Source organism: Georgfuchsia toluolica, assembly GCF_907163265.1.
In the GTDB taxonomy this organism is placed as follows: domain Bacteria; phylum Pseudomonadota; class Gammaproteobacteria; order Burkholderiales; family Rhodocyclaceae; genus Georgfuchsia; species Georgfuchsia toluolica.
Genome location: NZ_CAJQUM010000001.1, coordinates 1181808 through 1203307, shown reverse-complemented (window position 1 = coordinate 1203307; position 21500 = coordinate 1181808). Strand labels below are relative to the sequence as shown.

The window sequence follows — 21500 nt, the reverse complement described above, 5'->3', positions numbered from 1 at the left end:
GCACTTTACAGGAGCGAAGCATGAATGCACCAACGAAAGTAAAGCCCATCAATGATCTTCGCAGCTACATCGCCGCTCTCGAGGCAAACGGTGTGCTGAAACGCGTTAAGGCCGAGGTGGACTGGAAATACGAGTTGTGTCACGTCTCGAAGGTGAACGAGGAGCAGAAGGGGCCGGCCTTGCTCTACGAGAATGTCAAGGGCTACGACATTCCGGTGTTCACCAGCGCCTTCACCACGCCTCAGCGGATCGCCATCTGCCTGGAGCAGGATCCGTCGCTGTCGATGTGCCAACTCTCCAGGAAGTGGATGGAACTGACCACCAAGAAGATGGTCAAGCCGGTATTCGTCGACAAGCCGCCGGTGATGGAGAACGTCATCACCGGCGACGACATAGATATCAACATGTTCCCCTCGCCCTGGTTCTATCCCGATGACGGCGGGCGCTTCTTTGGCACCTCTGCCTTCATGGTGACGCAGGATCCGGACACCGGCTGGACCAACCTCGGCACCTACCGCGCCCAGGTTCTCGGCAAGGACATCCTCGGCTCCCAGATCATCAAGGGCAAGCACGGCGACATGCACATGAAGAAGTACAAGGAGCGTGGCGAACTGATGCCTGCGGCTTACGTAGTCGGCTGCGATCCGGTATTGTTCCTTACGAGTTCCACCCTGGTTAGCGCCCAGACGGACGAGTACGATGTGGCCGGTTCACTGCGCGGCCGTCCGGTGGAAGTGTTCAAGTCAGATCTCACCGGCCTGACCTATCCCGCCAACGCCGAGATCATCGCCGAGGGCTTCGTGGACCCGAACGAGCTGATGGAGGAAGGCCCGTTCGGCGAATACACCGGCTATTATTCCGGCAACAAGGGCAAGGATTATCCGAAGCCGGTGCTGCGCATCAAGCGCATCCTGCATCGCAACAAGCCTATCATGTGGTCGACCACGGTTGGCAAGCCGATCAACGACATTCACATGATCCAGTCCTTGAACCGCACGGCGACGCTGTGGCACGACCTGGAGACGATGAAGGTACCCGGTATCCAGAGTGTGTACTTCCCGGCTGCGGCAACCGGCCGCTTCTGGGTCATCGTCTCGGTCCGTCAGATGTATCCGGGACACTCGAACCACGTCGCTGACGCGGTGCTCGGCAGCACGACCGGGCACTATGGCGTCAAGGGCGTGATTGTGGTCGACCACGACATTGCGGCCGACGACATGGACCGTGTCTGGTGGGCAATGGCAACGCGTTTTGACCCGAAGCGCTCGGCCCAGATCACCCAGCGCGGCCGCTCGACACCGCTCGATCCCGGCCTGCCGATCGAGGCGCGCGACGTCACCAGCCGCATCGTTCTCGACTGCTGTACTCCTTACGAGTGGGAAAACAAGCCCAACGAGATATTCATGGATCGCAGCGTGCTGAAGAAAGTTTCGGACCGCTGGAACGAGTACGGCTTTACCGGCGCCAGTCCGGTAGCCGAAATGATCGACCGTCTGACCCGGCCCGAAGTGATAAAGGGCAAAGGTGGCAAGTAAGTACAGGTACCGGCAGGCTTGCCTGCCGGTACTTCAACCCAGCGAGAGCACAACAAAATGACTGGCAAGAAGAGTATCGTCATCGTCTGCAATCTGGACACCCGCGGCGAAGATATTATTTTCGTCAAGGATTTGATCACGGGCCGGGGGCATGAGGCCATCCTGCTCGACTTCAGCATGGAGGAGCCGCCACCCTTTCCTGGCGACATTACGACCGAGGAGGTGGCCTTACGCGGCGGTCTGACGATAGAGGTGGTGCGCGAGAAGTACCGCTCCGATCGCGACACCGCCACCAACAACCAGATCAGAGGTGCAGCAGCGATCGTCGACGACCTGGTCAGGGCCGGCCGCGTTCAAGGCATCATCGGTATCGGCGGCGGCACTTCCAGTCTGGTCGCCACCTCGATCATGAAACAGCTTCCCTTCGGCATGCCCAAGCTGATGGCCTCGCCGATGGCGGCGCATCCGGCCTATATCGACAAGTACGTTGGCACCCATGACATCACGATGCACCACACGGTGCTCGACATCGTGAAAATGAACCCTCTGTTAAAAGCACAGATCACCAATGCGGTCGGCGCGATTTGCGGCATGGTCGAGATGACACTGGGCACAAACTTTAGTTTCGACAAGCCCTGTGTCGCCATCTCCTCGTTCGGCTTCGGCGAAATGGCCGTGCAAACGGCGCTCGGTATGCTCGAGGAAGCCGGCTTCATCCCAGTCGTCTGCCACGCACAGGGCAAGGGCGACAAGGCAATGGAAGAGATGATCCGTAGCGGCGCCTTCAGCGGCGTGCTGGATATCTGTATTGGCGGTGTCATGGAAAATTTGTTCAAGGGCAACCGCGATCCCGGCTCCGCCCGGCTTTTGGCGGCAGTGGAGACCGGTATTCCCATGGTATTGGCTCCTTGTGGCCTCGATATCCTGTCCTATGGGGGACGACCCGACATGCTGGAAAAGACCAAAAACCGCCCCCAGTATGTGCAGGACGCCCTGCGCGTCCAAGTTCGCACCACCGCCGACGAACTGCGACAGGCTGCCGACGTGATCGCCGAACGGCTAAATCGTGCCAAAGGGCCGTGGACTTTCCTCGTTCCGCTCAAAGGCTGGTCGTCGCTGGACAAGGAAGGGCGACCCATCTACGACCCGGTGGCCGATGCCGCCTTCGTCGCCCGCCTGGAGGAAAAGCTCGACGATCCGGCGCGGGTCAAGAAGGTCCCGCTGCACCTTTACACCCCGGAATTTGCCCGTGTGGCGGTCGATGAGTTTGTACGCTTGCATGCAGGAAGCAAGGCGAAGGCGCCCGAGACGACAGAGACATGAACAAGAACTTTGCTTTTGCGGAGGCTAACGTCGGTCTTATGTCCCCTCGAGACGGGGGCGCTATCCCTCTCGCGGATTGCGATGTTAAGCGCAGCGGCCGTAACTAAAACAAACAAGGAGAGACGACTATGATGGTACGCAACTGGATGCAGGCAAATCCGACGGTCATTCCTAGCGGCATGCTGGTGTCTGAGGCAAAGCGCATCATCAGCGAAAACAATCTGCACGCCTTGCCGGTGGTTGACAACGGCAAGTTGCGTGGACTGATAACTCGGGCCAACCTTCTGCGCATGGGCAGCTTCGTCCTGCGCACGCAGAATGCGGATGAGTTCAATTTCTTTGTCACCCGGCTCAAGGTACGCGACATCATGGTCCGCAACCCGGCGACGATTCATGCGAACGACACCATGGAGCATTGCCTGCTCAAAGGTCAGGAACTCGGCGTAGCCCAGCTCCCGGTCATCGACCAGGATCAGGTGGTGGGTGTTATTTCCGCCAACGAGATTTTCCACCTGGCCGCCCACTGCCTGGGCGCCTTGGAGCGGCGCAGCGGTGTTACGTTGGCGCCCGTGCGGCTTGGTCCAGGCGTACTCGGACGCATTGTCGATGTCGTGGAAGCAGCCGGGGCCGTGCTGCAAGCGGTGTACCCGATTGGACGCCAGGATGACCAGTCGGAATGGGACTATCCGGAGAAGAAGGTCATCCTCCGCTTTCATGCTGACGCAGGACAAGACGTCGTCGCCGCGTTGGAGGCTGACGGATTCCCGGTCATCGAATCAACGGAGATGCAGCACACTTCAGGCCCGCATTAGACGCTGGACACCGCAGGACACGCTGACAAATGATGACAGGAGTGAAACACAATATGTCGGCCACCGATGATAGTCAGGGTTGGCGCGACGGCGATACTGTGAAGACCAGACACGCTGCAGACCGTGGCGATTACACTTCCGATACAAGGACAACAGCATGAAATTGGTAGTCGGAATTTCGGGCGCAAGCGGCGCCATCTATGGACTGAGAATTCTGGAGGTGTTGAAACAGATCGGCGTAGAGACGCATCTTGTGATGTCCGATTCCGCCAAACGCACGATCATGTACGAAACCGACTACACGATCGATGCCGTCAAGAAGCTGGCCACTTATGTGCACGACATCAACGACGTCGGCGCCAGCATCTCTTCCGGTTCATTCAGACACGACGGCATGGTGATCGCGCCATGTTCGATCAAGACGCTCTCGGCGCTGGCAAACTCATTCAATACCAACCTGCTGATCCGCTCCGCCGACGTCACGCTCAAGGAGCGGCGTAGGCTGGTGCTGATGATTCGCGAGACCCCTCTGCATCTCGGACACCTGCGACTGATGACGCAGGTAACCGAAATCGGTGCAGTGCTGGTACCCCCGCTGCCGGCCTTCTATCACCAGCCGAAGACGCTCGACGACATCATCAACCAGTCGGTCAACAAGGCGCTCGATCAGTTCAATCTGGGTATCGAACTCGACTTGTTCAAACGTTGGACTGGTAATGAAGAACGCGAACGTGCCAAGTCACAATGACCCGACAGCCTGCAGGACTTGGATGACCGCGCGGCATTGCAGCCAGTGCGGATCGCGCATGGTTCTGTCCATGATCGATTTGCGGCAGCGCGAACAATGCCCAGCCTGCGGTTTCATTGCCTGGCGCAACCCGGCGCCGGTTGCCATGGCGATGATCGAGCATGAGCAGCAACTGGTGCTGATCCGCCGCCGCGACCCGCCTCTCGCGGGCTATTGGGCACCGCCGGCAGGTTATGTCGAGACCGGCGAGTCGGTACCCGAAGCAGTGATACGCGAGGCACGAGAGGAATGCGGACTGGAAATCATGCTGGACAGCCTGACAGACGTGTATTCGCGGGCCGACATCGAGGTGCTGATCGTCGCTTACCGGACCCGCTCGATCGGCGGACACCTGATCGCCGGCGATGACGCCAGCGAGGTCGGGCTGTTTGCCCGCGGGCAACTGCCAGCACAGCCGGCTCCGGTGGACGGAACCGCAATGGACTGCTGGCTGCATGAGGTTATTCTCGACGTGACTGCACCATGGCAGCGTATCGATAATCAATAATTGGGAAGCCACAAATTGACCGGCAACATTATCTTTACCCTTGCAGAAAACCTCATCGGCTACCTGCACCCTGGCGCACCGGCCCTGATGAACATCACCGGCGCTGACGGCTATTCCAGCTCGGCCTGCACGTGGCTTACGGAGATGGAGGCCACACGACTGCGTTTCGGCGTCAACCTTGATGGTTTGACGATGAGAAACCTCCAACGCACCGGCCAGGTATCGATCCAGATCATCGCCGGACGAACTGAGTTTTTTGGTTAAAGACAAGGCACGCCTGCTGTATAACGGACATCATCCAAGGTTGTGTCCGAGGCAAGCGCAGAAGGGGCACAGGGCTGGGAATCGGGACAAGATCGACACGTGGACTCACAGGAATGTGCCATACGAAATTAGCCGTTACCGGGAAGTGGAAATATGAGTGGGTTCAGGCAGTGATTCACGCATTTCTGCGTACACCGCCTGTTCCATCCTGAGCATGGCTTCGCGCGTCAAGCCAACTTCCCACACTCTGGGGATTGTTTACGGCCTACGCCTTCGTCGATGCCGCAAGCAAAGAGCATTTGTTATTGGGAATGGGAAACGTCGGCAATGGAGAACCGGTACTCACCCGGATCCATTCCGAGTGCCTTACTAGTGATGCCCTTTTCAGCTTGCGGTGCGATTGTGGGTTTCAGTGTAAGCGTTCAACCCATCCACATTGAGCGATGAGTGGCTAGTCGAATAGTGTCCACGGATTTAATGGTGGACACATGGACACTAAGCTGGTGTAGCCGGCGGCATCACGGAGGCGTCGGCGCCATGATTTGGAATTCAAAGCGCAAATCGTGGCGGCGTGCCAGCGCTCTGGCGTATCAATCGCTGTGCGGGCTCTGGCAAACGGAATCAACACCAACCTGCTGCGGTGCTGGGTCAAGGAACATCGGGAGTCATTGCTGGTGAACTCTAGTTCGCGCGCGAACCAGGACACTCGCGACGAACTGACCACGGTGGTTCCCGTGGCGATGCAAAACTCAGGCATGGCCACCGACTATGCTCTATGCTCATAGCCAGTGGCGAAAAATTTTTTGTCATACCCGGCATAACGATGTAAACAAGTAGCGCGCTTGCGATCGTCACCAAAACCAAAGTGAGGACGTAGATCGGGAGTCCCTGCAGATGCGGACCGGAAAGAAAAGCAGTGGCGTGATGGTCAGATAAACGCCAATGCAGCTCACAATCATCATTTTGTGGCACGGAGGCGGAATCATCACGGACGATTTCCAACATCCTTAGGTAACTCGAACCAGGTTTCCAGTCCGTAGCAGCCGCTCGCGTTCTCCAGAGTCACTGACGTGATTCAGCGCCGCGCCCGTGCAATTTATCCGCCTCAACCAGCACCCTGTGCCCCAGCCCAAGCGAATTGTCGATGAAATACAGAGAGGCAGGTGTCAGTCTATACCACGCGACCTTCTGCATCACTGCTGCAAATGCAGCTGGGATGCGAAGAGGATCCATGAAGGCAAATTTTTGTGCATACAGGTCAGCAGCATGATGCTGATCATTGGCATTCAGACGTTGCACCGTCCCCTCAACCTGGACGCCTTTTATCTGCTCCCACTGCGAATAGTCCTCTTGAACAGTCGCCGCGACTCTCGGATTGCACTGCATGTTTTGGCAGTGTCTGGTCGTTGGCGCCGACAGGAAATAGAGTGCAGTGCCTTCGTTGACGTAAAACACCGCCGCCCAAGGATCATCCGCGCCAACGGTGGCAAGCGTCATTACGTTGTGGGTGCCGAGGTATTCCAGCAACTGTTCAGGCGCATTCATTTTATTCTCTTCCCATCCGGGTGAGGCGAGGCGACGTAAATGACAGAACCCTTAACTTCCGAGCTATCCCGGGGAAACTCTCCTATCGCAAAGTTCAGCACTCGTTCGATACAGGTCACAAACCACACGCTATACCTGCCCGGATCACCTTTTTCGTCCCTATACAGGTTATCGAGTTCTATCCATGTTCAGTCATCGAGCTCTTCTGGATTCGGTATTGGGTCAACGTCGTACTTGCCGAATAATACATGCTCGTATTCGTTCTCAATGAGCTGATTGTCGAGCAGCGCGATAGGTAAAACTGAAAACTTCTTTGAGTTCGCAGTCAATGCCTTCTCCTCGCGAAACCGGCGATGACCCACACTAATGATACTTTCGTTGGGTCCCGGATGGCCGCAACAGGTGTTATTCCACAATCCACCTGAGTGATATTTACCGGATGCGCGCCTCTGCAAAAGCAGCCTGTCACCGGAGTCGAAAACAAAAGCTGAATCGAATCCGATTATGTTGTCGAGGGAATCTACCAGGATAACTTGCTCTCCCATAAAGCACCCGTACCATTTTCGATCAAGCGCACTCCCTGCCACCTTCTTCCCGCACATGCGGTTCGACGGCACGGTCGTCCTCCAAATTCGCTTCCATAGTTACCGCGCGAGCAACAACACAGCACAAGCATATCTGTGCACTATTAAAACGCGATCCGCACTAACATACTAAACATAGCGACATATGTAATGCCGCATCATTGAACTATGCTGATGACAGTTTCCCGTTGCGGAGGTGTCATCATGAGAAAGCTGGAAATTGCCGATCCTGAAGTGATGCGAATCGCCATCCAACAAGAAATTGCCCGCTCTGTCCGATATCGTGAAACTGCCCGGTTGCGAGGCGGCATAGAAGCTCATTGCGGCTTCTGCCGGGTGAATGGTTGATGCATCGTTTCGAGGATTCGCGGCAATGCTCGTTTACTGAAACTCACCGTCGCCTGGATTAACGTCGGTCCGGGAAAATCTTCTGTAGCAAAGCTACCAAAATTTTGTGTTCCTTGGCGGTGAGATGCTCAATCAGTCGTTTTTCGTGAGCAAGGACCAAACGCCTTACCTTACGAAGGAATTTCATTCCTTGGTTAGTCAGGAAGATGGCATTCGAACGGCGGTCGGCGGATTGTCGTTCGACAAGGCCGCGCCGCTCTAGATTGTCGATGATGGACACAACGGAAGACCGATCGAGGTGGACTGCCTGTGCAAGTCTGGTTTGCTTCAATCCGGGGTTGGATTCGATTACCACCAACACTCCGAACAGTCCTGGGGTGATATCGACACCACCCAATGTCTCAGAGAAATCGCGGAATACGGCAATCTGGGCAAGGCGAAGCTGATAGCCGACCAGGCCAGTCAAGAGGCCGTAATCGAGATTGCCATCAGCATCGTTTGTCTTTGTGGCTTGGCGTTTGCGAGCGGCGAGATTGTTTGCGGGCATGTTGGTGTTTCCGGACGAGTTTTGCCAATGTCAACAACGAACCGCAATTCTATCGCAAGGCCTGAATCGAATCGATAATGGCATATCGGAACGTCTGGCACCCGCTATTCCGATCAGTTCCACGTTATGTTTAACATGCAACAGTTTGACATCAACCAAATAACCTGATACGCTATGATGGTATCGGTGTGTTGTTCGAATTGTCCCGTGAGGGAAGCTGGATGACTGCAAAAGTATTTCGTTTTGTTGACATCCGCTAGAAGCGGATGGGCGTGGATTGTTGTCATCTTTTCTCTGTGCCGAATGTATCGTCATGTCAGCAAGGACTCCCCCCAGTACAAGTATGGACAACAGAGAATGCAGGGGCGGTGTGAGCCTCATAGAGGTGGCAGGAATACGCTGGAACTTGCGCTTAAATGCCGTACGACCAAGTGTGGAGCTACAGCGACTGGAGACAATATGAAAAAGATACTTGGCATCTCGGTCAATGGGCGCTGGCGCGAGGACGCCGTCGCCGACAACACGCTGTTGATCGACTACCTGCGCGACGCGCTTGGTTTGACCGGCACCAAGCAGGGCTGCGATGGTGGGGAATGCGGCGCTTGCACCGTGTTGGTCGACGACGAGCCTCGCCTGGCTTGCTGCACACTTGCGCACAGCGTTGCCGGTCGTCGTGTCGAGACGATCGAGAGTCTCGCGCACAAAGGAAATCTGTCGCGCCTGCAGCGCGCCTTCCACGAACACTTGGGCTCGCAGTGCGGTTTTTGTACGCCAGGCATGATCATGGCGGCAGAAGCACTGTTGCGGAAAAATCCGCATCCGGACCGCACCGCGATCCGCGCCGCGCTGGCCGGTAATCTGTGTCGCTGCACTGGTTACGTCAAGATCATCGAATCGGTTGAAGCCGCATCACAACGCGAGGAGCACGCGCTATGAACGCGCCGGATCGGAAAATGGCCACGCTCAAGCCGGTGCTCCCGGCCGCGATAAAGTCACCGCATGGTGTCGGCGCCCGGCTGCCTCTGGTAGACGGCGTCGAAAAAGTGACGGGCACAGCACGCTACACCGCCGATTTGCCGGTAACCGGGGCACTGGTCGGCAAAATCCTGCGCAGTCCCTATGCCCATGCTGAACTGCTGGATGTCGACATCAGCGAGGCATTGAAGCTGCCCGGGGTGTGCGCCGTGATTACCGGCGACGAATGCGACATACCCTACGGTGTTATCCCGATCGCCCAGAACGAATTCCCCATTGCACGCGAGCGCACCCGCTACATTGGCGAACCGGTCGCAGCCGTGGCAGCCATTGACGAGGCAACCGCAGACCTGGCGTTGTCCCTCATCCGCCTGCGCGTGCGCGAACTGCCGGCCTACTTCAAGGCTGCCGATGCACGCGCACCTGACGCGGTGCTGCTGCATGACAACAAGCCGGGCAACATCGAGCGTGCAGTACACAACGAATTCGGCGACAGCGCAGCGGGATTCACCGCCGCCGAACTGGTGCGTGAGGAAACCTACGAATGCGCCGAGGTCCATCACGCCATGATGGAACCGAACGCGGCGCTGGCCGCCTACGAACCCGAGCGCGGCCACCTGACCCTGTGGTCGGTGACGCAGGTACCGTACTACGTACACCTGACTCTGGCGCGTTGCCTGAACATGGATGCGGCGTACATCCGCGTCATCAAGCCCTATGTCGGCGGTGGCTTTGGCCACCGCGTCGAGCCCCTGAATTTTGAAGTCATTTGCGCCATGCTCGCCCGCGCTGCGCGCGGTACCGTGCGCCTGTTGCAAACACGCGAGGAGGCCTTCCTGACTCATCGCGGCCGTCCAGAGACGCAAATCCGCCTGAAGCTCGGCCTCACTCGCGACGGTCGCATGACTGCCTGCGAGGCGGAGGTCATTCAGCGCGGCGGCGCCTATGGCGGCTACGGGTTGGTGACCATTCTTTATTCCGGCGCCCTGATCAATGGCCTCTACAATCTTCCGGCGGTCAAGTACGACGGTTACCGGGTCTACTCCAACACTCCGCCCTGCGGCGCAATGCGCGGCCACGGTACGGTCAATATCCGCTTCGCCTTCGAATCGCTGCTCGACACGATGGCGGCGGAACTTGGCCTCGACCCGATCGATATCCGCCGGAGGAACCTCCTCAAGGCGCCGACCGAGACGATCAACGGCCTCAAGGTCATGTCCTACGGCCTGCCCGAGTGCATTGACTGGGTCGAGAGCGCGAGCGGCTGGAAGAAGCGCAAGGGCAATCTGCCCCGCGTTGGCAACATCGGCAAAGGTCTCGGCATGGCCTGCTCGCACTTTGTCAGCGGCTCGGCCAAGCCAGTGCACTTCACCGGACAGCCCCACGCGACGATCGCATTGCGGCTCGATTTCGACGCCGGCGTCACCATCCTTACCGGCGCCGCCGACATCGGCCAGGGCTCGTCGACGATCATCACCCAAATCGTCGCCGAAGTCCTCGGCATCGACTACCAACGCCTGCGAATCATCGCCAGTGATTCGGCGCTCACGCCCAAGGACAACGGCTCATATTCGTCACGCGTCACCTTCATGGTCGGCAATGCCGCCGCCGACGCGGCGCGGAACCTGAAGCGGCTGTTGATCACCGCCGCCGCCCGGCGCCTGAAAGTCAGCGAAGCCGAGATCGAATGGCTCGGCGAAGCTGCTGCCGTCGTCAGCCACCCGGAGCAGCAAATTTCCTTTGTCGAGATCGTCGAGGAAGCTTTGGTCGGCACTGGGATGCTGACTGTCAAAGGCACTTTCACCTGCCCTCCCGAATTCCAGGGCGGCAAGCACCGTGGCGGCGCGGTCGGTTCGACGATGGGTTTCTCGTATGTGGCGCAGGCGGTCGAAGTCAGTGTCGACCTCGACATTGGCAAGGTCACCGTCGACAAGGTCTGGGCCGCGATTGACTGTGGCTTCGCGATCAACCCGATGTCGGTCGAGGGGCAGGTACAAGGCGCTGTATGGATGGGCATGGGCCAGGCGATCAGCGAGGAAACGATCTACAAGAATGGCCGCCATAGCTGCGCCAACATGCTTGACTATCGTGTGCCAACGATCGTTGAATCGCCGGACATTGAAGTTCATATCGTAGAGAGCATCGATCCCAACGGCCCGTTCGGCGCCAAGGAGGCGAGCGAAGGTCCGCTCTCCGGCTTTATGTCGGCACTGGCTGCGGCCGTCGAAGATGCCACCGGACACCGCTTTACGGTGCTGCCGATCACGCCCGTGCGGGTGTTCGAAGCGCTCAACGACAAACACGCAACCGCCAAGCGACAAATGGGAACAAACGAGAGCACCTCACTTGTCAAAGGAGTAGCTTGATGGACAGCATACCGGCGTTCCGCCTCCAACGCCCTGACAGTGCCGCCGCCGCCGTCGCGCTACGCGCTGAAAACCCTGCCAGCCGCTTCATCGCCGGTGGCACCGACCTACTGCCCAACATCCGCCGTGGCCTCACCACACCGGAAATGCTGATTGATCTCGGCGGCATCAGTGAACTGCGCAAATTCCGTGAGGAAGCGGGCACGTTATGCATTGGCGCCGGTGTTACGTTGTCAACAATCGCCGCCAATGCCCACGTGCAGACACATCTGCCGGCGCTGGCCCATGCGGCAGGCGCCGTGGCCGGTCCGACGCACCGGATGGCCGCCACGCTCGGCGGCAACCTTTGCCTCGACACTCGTTGCCAGTACTACAACCAGAGCGAGTCATGGCGCAAAGGCCTCGAGTTCTGCTTGAAGCGCGGCGGCGATGTCTGTCGCGTTGCGCCGAAATCCTCGCGCTGCTACGCTGCATTCAGCGGCGATGTCGCACCGGCGTTACTAGCGCTCAATGCGACGATTGAGATTCTTAGCCCACAGGGATCACGCCGCCTGCCGATTCGAGAGTTCTACCGCGACGACGGCAAGACTTACATCTCACTTGCCGCCGATGAGATGCTGCTTGGTGTCGAAGTCCCCCTCGTCGATGGCTGGAAAAGTGCCTACGATAAAGTACGCGTGCGCGGCGCCATCGATTTTCCACTGGTTGGCGTCGCCATCGCATTGCGGCGCGACGGAGATACCGTCGGCGATCTGCGCATCGCGTGCACCGGCGTCTCGTCGCGTCCCGAATTGATCGATGGCTTGGAGTCGGTCTATGGCAAGCCGCTCGACGACGCGAGCCTGGCACTGATCGATAAACGCATCCGACATTACACGCGACCGGTGGGAACCACGATAATCGACGTTTCCTACCGCCGCCAAGTCATGCCGGTGCTGGCACGGAGGCTATTGAGGAGGCTTGGGGAGAACTGCTGATGGACCCGAGCTCGATGATCTGGCGCTGATCAGCGCATTGAAATCCGATGCCCTCTACGCCGGTGCGATCGGGTCGCGCGCCAACAGCGCCAAGCGGCATGAGCGATTAAAACTATTCGATCTTGGCGATATCGACATTGATCGGCTGCATGGTCCGATCGGCCTTCCTCTCGGCAGCAAGACGCCGCCAGAAATCGCGCTGGCGATCGTCGTCGACATTACTGCACGCCGTAATAATGTCGAACTTATTGCCACAAACGAACGTCCCCCAGCGGTGAGTGCCGCGTGTCCGGTCACACTGTAATTGTCGGCATTTTGCTCGCGGCGGGCGCGGCATCTCGCTTCGGCAGCGGCAAGCTCATCGCCGAACTACCGGACGGCTGCTCGGTCGGCGAAGTTGCCTGCGCAGCATTGCGTCCGGCCGCGTATTTTCTCAATTGCCGTTTTTGGTGAGCTCCCTGCTGCCATTGAACCCAGTAGACTGCGATGCAGATCGAAGGCAGGCTCCGGCCTTGAATAGTGGCCCTTGCTTGATCGAGCCAGCAGAACAATTACAGAAAGATACCCAACGCATGTCTGAAACATTTATTCCCAGCAAGGATGCTTCGCTTGAGTCTTCTATTTCTACGTTGCTGGGAAAGCTTGAAACAATAGGTTTTCACGTCGTCGAGCGCTCGTGGCTTAATGAGATTGAAAACATCTGGTCGGTGCATGTTAGCGACCGCGACTGCCCCCGCCTGTTCTGCAACGGCAAGGGCGGCTCCGAGCTTGCTGCGCGCGCCAGTGCGCTAGGCGAGTTTTTTGAGCGACTCAGTACCAATTATTTCTGGACGCACTTCTACCTTGGCGATAGCGTGGCCAATGACAAGTTTGTGCACTATCCGAACGAACAGTGGTTTCCGGTCAAGGGCAAGGCCTGGCCCATGGGCATCCTCACACCCGAGTTGCAAAAGTTCTACAACCCGAAAAAGGAAGTGCTTGCCGAGCAACTGATCGACCTGAACTCCGGCAACGCGGCACGCGGCATTTGCACCATTCCCTATACCCGTTTGCGCGATGGGGCGAGCGTGCCGTACCCGGTCAATCTGATCGGCAACCTGTATGTGAGCAACGGAATGTCGGCCGGCAACACGATGATGGAAGCGCGTACCCAGGCGCTGTCGGAGATTTTCGAACGCAACATCAAATTTCGCATCATTCGCGATGGCATCTGCCTGCCTGAAGTGCCTGAGGAAGTCATTAATCGTTATCCGCGTATTGCCGCCGGAATCAATGGCCTGCGTGCGGCGGGCTTTGGCATTCTGGTCAAGGATGCTTCGCTCGGCGGCGAGTATCCGGTGATGAACGTGACTTTGTTGCACCCGCATGACCAGGGCGTGTTTGCCAGCTTCGGCGCGCATCCGCGCTTTGAGGTGGCGCTCGAACGTGCGCTGACCGAGCTGCTACAAGGGCGTGCGCTCGACTCGCTGGGTGACTTCCCGGCACCCGGCTTCGATCAGGATGAAATCGCCGATGCGCAGAATCTGGAAATCCACTTTGTCGATTCCAGTGGCGTCATCAGTTGGGAGTTTCTGCGCGACACACCGGATTTTGAATTTGTCGACTGGAATTTTTCCAACACCACGGCAGAAGATTACCAGTGGTCGGTGGACCGCATTCACGCGAGCGGCCATGATATCTACGTTGCCGATTTCACTCACCTTGGCGTTTATGCCTGCCGCATCTTCGCGCCGGGGATGTCGGAGATTTATCCGATCGAAGAATTGCAATGGGAGAACAACAGCGTCGGCAATCTTGTGCGCCCGGCGATTCTGCGTCTGCCCGAACTGACGCAGGAAGAATGCCAAACCTTGCTCGACCTGTTTGCCGAACTCGATCTGCCGGAAGAACTGCCGATTACCACGCTCATCGGTCTCGCTGCGGATGCCGATACGGCTTGGGCCGACCTGCGCGTTGGTGAACTCAAGACCCTGCTCGGCCTTGCGGTTGAAGATGAGGATGTGGTGCTGGAAGGGTGCGCATGGGTTGCCCAGTGTGGCCTACTCGGCGCGCAACGCCGCCGTGTCTATCGCTGTATCGAAAATCTGCTCAAGCTCGGAGACCCGGAGCGATTTGACGCTACGCTGAGCCTGCTGTTCGGCGCAGAGACCTTGCGTCAAGCCTATGCGCTGGTCCGACGCGAACAGCAGTTCTTTGGCTTGAGTACGCTGGGGCCCAATATGGAAGGCAGTGAGATGCACCAACGATTGCTGGTGGCGTATCAAAAAGTGCAGCGCCTGAAGGGAACTCCCCCCAACTGATCCGGGTGTCTCCGTTCAAGCCAATCGGCATTTGCCAATCAGGCCTTAATCCACGCTGACTGGCACGTGTTCCCCGCACCAATGGTGAATTGATACATGCGGGAATTTCCAGTGGCTGTTTTCAATGAAGACCGGTGGGTAGCGATGACAATTGCCTTCATTGTTGTCGTGCAACTCAAGGTATTCGCAGGTTTCGCAGCGAAGATGAGAGGGAGGCTTGGCTTCTGACATGTTGTTGAGATAATCATTCGAAGCGCTGTAAAGGCTGTACTTTATTTGTGTCCGTGTTTATCGTTCGGATTCATGGGCTGCAATAGCGTTGCAGCTGGTTCGGGATGGCGAATCACCCCAATCTGTTCGTCAGGTTTGAGCCAGAATTCACCATGCGGACCCTTTAGGTTACCGGTGATCAATAAAATCAGGACGTCCACTAGACGCACTTCGGTAACGGACTCCCACGCGAAAGTTGGGATGAGCGTTGGTTCCGGTACCGTTGCAGATATGGTCGTTCACACGTACCTTCGAGGCTGCCACAGTTATTTTGCCGGTCATGACCCGTTCTCCTTTTTATGGCCCATTTCCCATCATGGTGCTTTATATGTTGCCATTTGTACCACGGGCCTCAATCCCCCCGCGTCAGGCCCGCCCGCTCCGCCTGAGTCGCGCCCGGAGGTCGTTTATCTCATCGATGAGATCAAGCGCCAGCGCGACGCCCGCAGCATTGATCTCGAGATCCTGCGTTAGCCTTACCGCCAGCCGCGCGCGACGCAATGACGGGCCGACAAATTGCCAGTCTTGCGGCTGTTGGCCGGTCGGCTCGATCACGCCATCTGATACCAATAGCATCAGCTGTTCTTCGGTAATGCCGCAAGCGTGGCACAACTCCGTCAGTGTCAGGCGGAGTTCTTCTTCGACCACTTGGCCGTTTAGATATGTCGTAATGGTTTCAGACATGGCCGATCATCCTTTGAGGTGAACGCGCGGGTCAAAATTGAAGCTGCTTTGCATCGCACGATAAGCGTTCTTTGCGATGTCTGTATCGGCTGGTGGCAAGGCGATGGCAAGTACCGCGTATAGATCACCGGGCGGATTGCCGGGGATGCCCTTGCCTTTCAGCCGCATTTTGCGCCCCGCCGTCGACCCTGGCGGAATGGAAAGGTTGACGGGACCATCCAGCGTTGGTATGGCGACCGATGCACCGAGTGCGGCTTCCCATGGCGTCACCGGCAGGTCGAAATAGATATCGCGGCCGTCAGCGCGAAAGTATGGGTGCGGGTTGAAAGCGATTTCCAGATAGAGATCACCCGCCGGTCCCTCGCCCATTCCCTGCGCGCCCTGCCCGGCCAAGCGTAGGTGCTGTCCCTCGCGAACCCCTTTGGGAATATTCACATTGAGCGTGCGTTGTTGCATCGTCAGTCGCCCCTCGTGATCAAGCCCCGGCATTTGCAGGGAGATGCTGCGCTGGGCGCCGCGATAGGCGTCCTGCAAATCGATCAGCACCTTGGCGTGGTGGTCCTGTCCCCGCGCATGCATGCCATGATGATGCGTCTGCGCGCGGCCGGCGCGCTGGCCGAATAACGATTCGAAGAAATCGCTGAACTCCGCGCCGTTGCCCGGTCCTGCATTGCGACCGCTGAACTCGAAACCGGCGTCCCAGTCTGGCGGAGGCTGGAATTCCTGCCCGGGCTTCCACTGGTCGCCCACGCGGTCATAGGCGGCACGTGTCTCAGGATCTTTCAGCACTTTGTAGGCTTCCCCCACTTCCTTGAAGCGCGCCTCGGCATCAGACTCCTTGCTCACATCGGGATGGAATTTGCGCGCCAGCTTGCGGTAGGCACGCTTGATCTCGTCCTCCGTCGCGCTACGTTCAACGCCGAGAACTGCATAATAATCTTTGAATTTCATAAGCCAATTAATACTACCCTGATTAGAGTGAGTTTCAACTTAACCCAAGAGGATCAAAACCATGAAACTGCAATTTCTCGGTGCGACCAATACGGTGACCGGTTCAAAATACCTGGTCACGGCAGGATCCAGAAACATTCTCGTGGACTGCGGGCTGTTTCAGGGCCTGAAGATGTTGCGTTTGAGAAACTGGCAAGCCTTGCCATTGGATCCAAAATCCGTCGATGCCGTCATCCTGACGCATGCGCACATCGATCACAGCGGTTACCTCCCGTTGTTTGCCAGGCAGGGATTTTCAGGCCCGGTGTATTGCACCCGAGCGACCGCCGATCTGTGCGCAATCCTGCTGCCGGACTCCGGTCACTTGCAGGAGGAAGAAGCGGAATATGCAAACCGCCACCGGTTCTCCAAACACTCGCCGGCGTTGCCCCTCTATACGGAGCAGGATGCCAGGCGCTGCCTGCGGCGGCTGTCGCCGCAAGCGTTCGAACATGACATCGATTTGGGCGACGGCCTGACGCTGCGCTTTTCGCCATCGGGCCATATCCTCGGATCAGCGTTTGTCCAACTTCAGCACAATCATCAGTCGCTCGTTTTTTCGGGAGACCTGGGCCGGCTCGATTCCAGAGTGATGGCTGCTCCGGCAACCCTCAGACAGGCGGACTATCTGGTGCTCGAGTCTACCTACGGCGATCGCCTGCACGATCCGTCCGACCCGCTGATCAAACTCGCGGACATCATCAACCGCACCGCGCAGCGTCGTGGCGTGGTGGTGGTCCCCGTATTTGCCGTTGGGCGAGCGCAGGAAGTGATGTACTACATCCACCTGCTGAAAGCCGCCGGCAGCATTCCGGATATCCCGGTCTATCTCAACAGCCCCATGGCGGCTGACGCGACCCGGATCTTTCACAACCATCCAGGCGAGCATCGTCTCACCGGGGAGCAGTGCGATGCCATGTGCAAGGACGCGCATATCGTTAGCAGCGCCAAAGAATCAAAAAAACTCAATACGCGATCCGGGCCGATGATCATCCTGGCGGCGAGCGGCATGGCCACCGGTGGGCGGGTGATTCATCATCTCAAGGCATTTGCGCCGGACGCGCGCAATACCATCATGTTTACCGGCTTTCAGGCAGCGGGCACGCGCGGCGCGGCCATCCTTTCTGGCACGGAAAGCGTGAAGATTCACGGTGAATATGTCCCGATCCGGGCCGAGGTACAGGCGCTGTCGAATCTCTCCGCGCATGCCGACTACGCGGAGATTCTGCGCTGGCTCGATGGTTTTGAAGCACCGCCCAGGCAGACCTTCATCACGCACGGTGAGCCGGTTGCAGCCGATGCGTTACGGCACCGGATTGAAGAGACGAAAGATTGGCAGTGCACCGTGCCGGACTACCTACAGTCGTTTGAACTGAATTGCCCTGTTGCACCTGTGCAAGTTCCCTGATACATCCTTGTTACTGCTGGCTCAATTTATCCGGCAGGCCATTAGGCTCTTTCGGCGTTTGATGCGTTAGCCCGAATTCTTCCTTCGGCGCTGGCCGACCGAAAAAATAACCCTGAAAGGCATGGCAGCTCATTTGCGCGAGAAACTCTCGCTGTTCCCTGGTCTCCACTCCCTCGGCAATAACATTCAGCCCCATGCTTTGCGCCAGGGTCACGATGGTGCGGGCGATGGTGGCATCGCCGGTATCGGTCAAAATGTCGCGCACGATGGATCGGTCGATCTTCAACTGATCCAGCGGCAGGCGCTTTAGATAAGTGAGCGAGGAATAGTTGGTGCCGAAATCATCCAGAGCGAAACCGACGCCTTCGGCCTTGAGCGCGGTCATTTTGACGATGAGGTCTTCCACATTGTCCATCAGCATGCTCTCGGTCAGTTCCAGTTTGAGCTTGTGCGGATCGGCACCGGTTTGATTAAGCACTGCCAGCACCTGGATGACAAAGTCAGGATGGCGAAGCTGGCGCGGGCTGATATTGACGGCCAGGGTGAGATTGGCCGTTTTGGGCTGAGTCGACCAGGCTGCCAGTTGGGCGCAGGCGGTTTTCAGCACCCATTGGCCCAGAGGCAGAATCAGTCCCGTATCTTCGGCGAGGGGAATGAAATCCGCGGGAGTTAACAGGCCGCGCCGTGGGTGTTGCCAGCGCAGCAATGCCTCGGCCCCCGTCATGCGGCCTTCTTCATCCACATGGGGCTGGTAGTAGAGGAGGAACTGATTCCTCATCAAACCCATGCGCAGGTCGGCTTCCAGCATGGCGCGAGCATTGACCACGGCCTGCATTTCCGGATCGAAGAAGCGCAAGGTGTTGCGCCCGGCCGCCTTGGCCTGGTACATGGCAAGGTCTGCCCGTTTCAGTAATTCATCGACGGAATTCTTGTGGCCGTTGAACAGGGTGGCGCCGATGCTTGGGGTACTGTGGCGTTCGTAACCGGCGAGCAGGTAGGGCTGGTTGAGAGTGGCGAGGACTTTTTCGGCCACGGCTTTGGTCTGGGTGGCGGCTTCCTCATGGTTCTCACTCAGATTGTCGAGCATGATCACGAACTCATCGCCGCCCAGGCGGGCCACGGTATCGCCTTCCCGCACGCAGGTGGCAAGTCGCAGTGCCACTTGTTGCAGCAGCAGGTCGCCGACATTGTGGCCAAGCGTGTCATTCAGGGTCTTGAAATTGTCCAGGTCGATGAACAGCAGCGCGCCTTCGCGTTTGCTGCGGATGCTGGAAACCAGGGCCAGCCGCAGTCGATCCAGCAGCAACCGCCGGTTGGGCAGGCGGGTCAGGGGATCGTAGAAGGCCAGATGCTTGGTCTCATCTTCCGTCATCTTGCGCAGGGTGATGTCGCGGGTCACCCCGAGCAGGTGGGTGATCTTGCCGGTGGAGTCTCGTAGCGGTGCCTCGTGAGTCTCCAACCAGCGTCGCCTCCCCAGCTTGCCTTGAACCTGAAATTCCAGCGAGCGGGTTTCGCCGGCGAAGACCTGCCGGAACAAATCGGTGAAGGCGGCGCGATGTTCAGGCATCACGAAATTTATCAGGCCGCTGGCATTGACTTCCTCGACGCTGTTCGCTTCCAGCATGGATAGCCCAGCATGGTTCATTTGCAGCAGCGTTCCGTCGGCTGCAACAACTTTGACGCATTCGGGCTCGGTTTCCAGGATGGTTGCAAGGAAATTCTTCTGTTCCTGGAGCGCCTGCTCCATACGTTTGCGCTCCGTGATATCCCGGTTGCTGACTCTGCGTCCAGCGCATGCGCTATCAGGTCCGGGGATGGCATGGCAGTGGTGGGCCAGCCAGCGAATATTCCCGTCGCGTCGTACGATGCGGAAATCCATCTGCGTTTCTTGGGGGCTGGACTGATGAGTGATATCGCTCAGGTGACACTTCATCAGATGACGATCTTCGGGATGCGTGATGCTCAGGAGCAGGCCGGGATTGGCGGTGAACTCGACCGGGCTGTAGCCAGTGATGTGCTCGCATGAAGGAGTCATGTAAAGAATTTCTCCCGTCGGCCCCAGCCAGTATTCCCAATCAATGGTGTAGTTGGCCACCGTGCGGAATTTGGTTTCCTGGCGTGCCAACTCCTCGACCATGCTGTTTTGGCGTTTCCAGGTGCGGTAAATCAGCCACGCCGCCACAAAGGTTATCAGGGCGAAAACCACCGCCAGCGCAGCCTGCATCGCGGTGGCGGTGTACCAATTGGAAAGATAGTCTTCAGTGGCCTGTCCGATCAGGATATAGAGAGGATAGGCGCCGATCCGGCGATAGGAGTAAGTTCGCTCGACATTGTCGAGTTGCGAGCGCGCAACCGTAGTTCCAGCGAATGGCTGTGCCCGAATCATTTCCCGGAATTCAGGCGCCATCGCCGTGCTGCCTATCATGCTGCCGGCTTCGGCAAGTTCGGGATGGCGAGAAACAACACTCAGGTCTCCATCGCGCAGAACGACAACTCCGTGCGGACCGACGTCAATAGCGGAAAATATTCTGGAAATATGCTCCAGCGTAATCGCCGCGAACGCCATGCCGCCAAAGGAACCGTCCGGCCGGTCGATGCGCCGGGCAAGAACGATTACCCATTTTTGATTGATGCGGCTTTGCTGGGGTTTTGAAATCACCAAACCGGCTTTGGGGTCGTCGTGCAGGCGAATGAAATGGGGGCGGTCGGCAACGCTGGTCCTAGTGCCGGGCGTTACATCGTTGCCGTATATGAGACGGCCTTGCGCATCGGCAATCCGCAGGGCGTCGATTTCCGGCAATTGCGAACGTATCTGGTCGATACGGGCAGTCAAAAAATCGTCATTGATATAACCGTCGCGCCGCTCAATGTATTCGTTAATCATGGCCGAGAGGGCCATGTCGTCGGCTTTGATGGCGCCGGCAATTTCGCTTTCCAGTACCTGCGCCAGGTTTTGGGTAGCGATTTCGGCCCGCTCCTGATACTGGTGGTAGCTGTGGTGGGCCGATAGCCCGATCAGAAAGAAAACAAACAGGTTGGCAAGAATGACACCGCTTATCAACAGGATAAGCGGGCAGGAAAACAGCGGTGAAGGCCGATGTTTCTGTCGTACAGGTGGATAAGGCGGCTGCATCGAATGCGACATGACCTCAAATCCTGCTTATCTGGATAGGGAAGCAAACCAAACCCCTCATTGGGATATAACAGTTCCAATGTACATGTCAAGCTGATAGTGGCGGGATATGTGATGGATAACATCAACTTCCCTCCCATCATC

General features: G+C 57.7%; 20 protein-coding genes and 2 pseudogenes. 16 read left to right on the top strand and 6 right to left on the bottom strand.

Features of this window, described 5'->3' with window-relative positions; all coding sequences use genetic code 11:
• The first annotated feature begins 20 nt into the window (after window positions 1-20).
• The 8 genes and pseudogenes from ppcB to K5E80_RS17130 all read left to right on the top strand — a co-directional run.
• The gene (gene ppcB / locus K5E80_RS05650; protein ID WP_220635244.1) at window positions 21-1535 is read left to right on the top strand and encodes a phenylphosphate carboxylase subunit beta; all 1515 of its coding nucleotides are present in this window, start codon (window positions 21-23) and stop codon (window positions 1533-1535) included.
• Between the two features lie 57 nt (window positions 1536-1592).
• On the top strand, window positions 1593-2858 hold the full coding sequence (locus tag K5E80_RS05645; protein WP_220635243.1) for a Tm-1-like ATP-binding domain-containing protein: 1266 nt from the start codon (window positions 1593-1595) through the stop codon (window positions 2856-2858).
• A gap of 128 nt (window positions 2859-2986) precedes the next feature.
• Complete coding sequence (locus K5E80_RS05640) at window positions 2987-3670, top strand: CBS domain-containing protein (RefSeq protein ID WP_220635242.1); 684 nt, start codon at window positions 2987-2989, stop codon at window positions 3668-3670.
• A 157-nt stretch (window positions 3671-3827) separates the two neighbouring features.
• On the top strand, window positions 3828-4418 hold the full coding sequence (locus K5E80_RS05635; protein ID WP_220635241.1) for a UbiX family flavin prenyltransferase: 591 nt from the start codon (window positions 3828-3830) through the stop codon (window positions 4416-4418).
• Window positions 4387-4965 (top strand): NUDIX hydrolase, encoded by a 579-nt coding sequence (locus K5E80_RS05630; protein WP_343213231.1) that lies wholly within the window; start codon window positions 4387-4389, stop codon window positions 4963-4965. The genes K5E80_RS05635 and K5E80_RS05630 overlap by 32 nt, the downstream gene beginning before the upstream one ends.
• Before the next feature lie 15 nt (window positions 4966-4980).
• Window positions 4981-5229, top strand: a complete 249-nt coding sequence (locus tag K5E80_RS05625; RefSeq protein WP_220635239.1) for a hypothetical protein — start codon at window positions 4981-4983, stop codon at window positions 5227-5229.
• A 236-nt stretch (window positions 5230-5465) separates the two neighbouring features.
• A pseudogene (locus K5E80_RS17135) lies at window positions 5466-5669 on the top strand (GTP cyclohydrolase II); the annotation flags it as partial.
• 93 nt (window positions 5670-5762) lie between these two features.
• Window positions 5763-6014: pseudogene (locus K5E80_RS17130) on the top strand (transposase); the annotation flags it as partial.
• 277 nt (window positions 6015-6291) lie between these two features.
• Here the strand turns inward: K5E80_RS17130 and K5E80_RS05610 are convergent.
• Both K5E80_RS05610 and K5E80_RS05605 read right to left on the bottom strand, forming a co-directional pair.
• Window positions 6292-6774 carry a pyridoxamine 5'-phosphate oxidase family protein gene (locus K5E80_RS05610; protein ID WP_220635236.1) on the bottom strand — a complete coding sequence of 161 codons (483 nt, stop codon included), beginning with the start codon at window positions 6772-6774 and terminating at the stop codon, window positions 6292-6294.
• A 188-nt stretch (window positions 6775-6962) separates the two neighbouring features.
• Window positions 6963-7391: an isopentenyl-diphosphate Delta-isomerase gene (locus K5E80_RS05605; RefSeq protein WP_220635235.1), complete on the bottom strand. Its 429-nt coding sequence runs from the start codon at window positions 7389-7391 to the stop codon at window positions 6963-6965.
• A gap of 171 nt (window positions 7392-7562) precedes the next feature.
• Between K5E80_RS05605 and K5E80_RS05600 the strand changes: the two genes are divergently transcribed.
• Window positions 7563-7706 carry a hypothetical protein gene (locus tag K5E80_RS05600; protein WP_220635234.1) on the top strand — a complete coding sequence of 48 codons (144 nt, stop codon included), beginning with the start codon at window positions 7563-7565 and terminating at the stop codon, window positions 7704-7706.
• Between the two features lie 58 nt (window positions 7707-7764).
• On the opposite strand, the gene K5E80_RS05595 is transcribed toward K5E80_RS05600, so the two are convergent.
• The gene (locus K5E80_RS05595) at window positions 7765-8253 is read right to left on the bottom strand and encodes a MarR family winged helix-turn-helix transcriptional regulator (protein WP_220635233.1); all 489 of its coding nucleotides are present in this window, start codon (window positions 8251-8253) and stop codon (window positions 7765-7767) included.
• Between the two features lie 459 nt (window positions 8254-8712).
• On the opposite strand from K5E80_RS05595, the gene hcrC reads away from it, so the two are divergent.
• From hcrC to ycaO, 6 genes are all read left to right on the top strand, one after another.
• Window positions 8713-9189: a 4-hydroxybenzoyl-CoA reductase subunit gamma gene (hcrC, locus tag K5E80_RS05590; protein ID WP_220635232.1), complete on the top strand. Its 477-nt coding sequence runs from the start codon at window positions 8713-8715 to the stop codon at window positions 9187-9189.
• Window positions 9186-11594 (top strand): 4-hydroxybenzoyl-CoA reductase subunit alpha, encoded by a 2409-nt coding sequence (gene hcrA, locus K5E80_RS05585; RefSeq protein ID WP_220635231.1) that lies wholly within the window; start codon window positions 9186-9188, stop codon window positions 11592-11594. The genes hcrC and hcrA overlap by 4 nt, the downstream gene beginning before the upstream one ends.
• Window positions 11594-12571: a 4-hydroxybenzoyl-CoA reductase subunit beta gene (hcrB, locus tag K5E80_RS05580; protein WP_220635230.1), complete on the top strand. Its 978-nt coding sequence runs from the start codon at window positions 11594-11596 to the stop codon at window positions 12569-12571. The genes hcrA and hcrB overlap by 1 nt, the downstream gene beginning before the upstream one ends.
• Complete coding sequence (locus tag K5E80_RS05575; protein ID WP_220635229.1) at window positions 12555-12875, top strand: XdhC family protein; 321 nt, start codon at window positions 12555-12557, stop codon at window positions 12873-12875. Before hcrB ends, K5E80_RS05575 begins: the two co-directional genes overlap by 17 nt.
• Window positions 12857-13024, top strand: coding sequence for a glycosyltransferase family protein (locus K5E80_RS05570; RefSeq protein WP_220635228.1), 168 nt, complete (start codon window positions 12857-12859; stop codon window positions 13022-13024). The genes K5E80_RS05575 and K5E80_RS05570 overlap by 19 nt, the downstream gene beginning before the upstream one ends.
• A 119-nt stretch (window positions 13025-13143) precedes the next feature.
• A complete protein-coding gene (gene ycaO, locus K5E80_RS05565; protein WP_220635227.1) occupies window positions 13144-14871 on the top strand; it encodes a 30S ribosomal protein S12 methylthiotransferase accessory factor YcaO in 1728 nt (575 codons plus the stop codon).
• 636 nt (window positions 14872-15507) lie between these two features.
• Here ycaO and K5E80_RS05560 read toward each other — a convergent pair.
• Together K5E80_RS05560 and K5E80_RS05555 are read right to left on the bottom strand one after the other, a co-directional pair.
• The gene (locus tag K5E80_RS05560) at window positions 15508-15825 is read right to left on the bottom strand and encodes a chaperone modulator CbpM (protein WP_220635226.1); all 318 of its coding nucleotides are present in this window, start codon (window positions 15823-15825) and stop codon (window positions 15508-15510) included.
• A gap of 6 nt (window positions 15826-15831) precedes the next feature.
• Window positions 15832-16776 (bottom strand): DnaJ C-terminal domain-containing protein, encoded by a 945-nt coding sequence (locus tag K5E80_RS05555; RefSeq protein WP_220635225.1) that lies wholly within the window; start codon window positions 16774-16776, stop codon window positions 15832-15834.
• Window positions 16777-16837: 61 nt separating this feature from the next.
• Here K5E80_RS05555 and K5E80_RS05550 point away from each other — a divergent pair, with 61 nt between their 5' ends.
• Complete coding sequence (locus K5E80_RS05550) at window positions 16838-18223, top strand: MBL fold metallo-hydrolase RNA specificity domain-containing protein (protein ID WP_220635224.1); 1386 nt, start codon at window positions 16838-16840, stop codon at window positions 18221-18223.
• A gap of 10 nt (window positions 18224-18233) precedes the next feature.
• On the opposite strand, the gene K5E80_RS05545 is transcribed toward K5E80_RS05550, so the two are convergent.
• Window positions 18234-21368, bottom strand: a complete 3135-nt coding sequence (locus K5E80_RS05545) for a bifunctional diguanylate cyclase/phosphodiesterase (protein ID WP_246590882.1) — start codon at window positions 21366-21368, stop codon at window positions 18234-18236.
• Between the last annotated feature and the right edge of the window lie 132 nt (window positions 21369-21500).

Coding starts and splice junctions, on each gene's coding strand:
- ppcB (WP_220635244.1), top strand. CDS start 21: ATGAATGCACCAACGAAAGTAAAGCCCATCAATGATCTTCGCAGCTAC.
- K5E80_RS05630 (WP_343213231.1), top strand. CDS start 4,387: ATGAAGAACGCGAACGTGCCAAGTCACAATGACCCGACAGCCTGCAGG.
- K5E80_RS05645 (WP_220635243.1), top strand. CDS start 1,593: ATGACTGGCAAGAAGAGTATCGTCATCGTCTGCAATCTGGACACCCGC.
- K5E80_RS05600 (WP_220635234.1), top strand. CDS start 7,563: ATGAGAAAGCTGGAAATTGCCGATCCTGAAGTGATGCGAATCGCCATC.
- K5E80_RS05555 (WP_220635225.1), bottom strand. CDS start 16,776: ATGAAATTCAAAGATTATTATGCAGTTCTCGGCGTTGAACGTAGCGCG.
- hcrB (WP_220635230.1), top strand. CDS start 11,594: ATGGACAGCATACCGGCGTTCCGCCTCCAACGCCCTGACAGTGCCGCC.
- K5E80_RS05545 (WP_246590882.1), bottom strand. CDS start 21,368: ATGTCGCATTCGATGCAGCCGCCTTATCCACCTGTACGACAGAAACAT.
- K5E80_RS05635 (WP_220635241.1), top strand. CDS start 3,828: ATGAAATTGGTAGTCGGAATTTCGGGCGCAAGCGGCGCCATCTATGGA.
- K5E80_RS05560 (WP_220635226.1), bottom strand. CDS start 15,825: ATGTCTGAAACCATTACGACATATCTAAACGGCCAAGTGGTCGAAGAA.
- K5E80_RS05610 (WP_220635236.1), bottom strand. CDS start 6,774: ATGAATGCGCCTGAACAGTTGCTGGAATACCTCGGCACCCACAACGTA.
- K5E80_RS05550 (WP_220635224.1), top strand. CDS start 16,838: ATGAAACTGCAATTTCTCGGTGCGACCAATACGGTGACCGGTTCAAAA.
- K5E80_RS05595 (WP_220635233.1), bottom strand. CDS start 8,253: ATGCCCGCAAACAATCTCGCCGCTCGCAAACGCCAAGCCACAAAGACA.
- K5E80_RS05640 (WP_220635242.1), top strand. CDS start 2,987: ATGATGGTACGCAACTGGATGCAGGCAAATCCGACGGTCATTCCTAGC.
- ycaO (WP_220635227.1), top strand. CDS start 13,144: ATGTCTGAAACATTTATTCCCAGCAAGGATGCTTCGCTTGAGTCTTCT.
- hcrC (WP_220635232.1), top strand. CDS start 8,713: ATGAAAAAGATACTTGGCATCTCGGTCAATGGGCGCTGGCGCGAGGAC.
- hcrA (WP_220635231.1), top strand. CDS start 9,186: ATGAACGCGCCGGATCGGAAAATGGCCACGCTCAAGCCGGTGCTCCCG.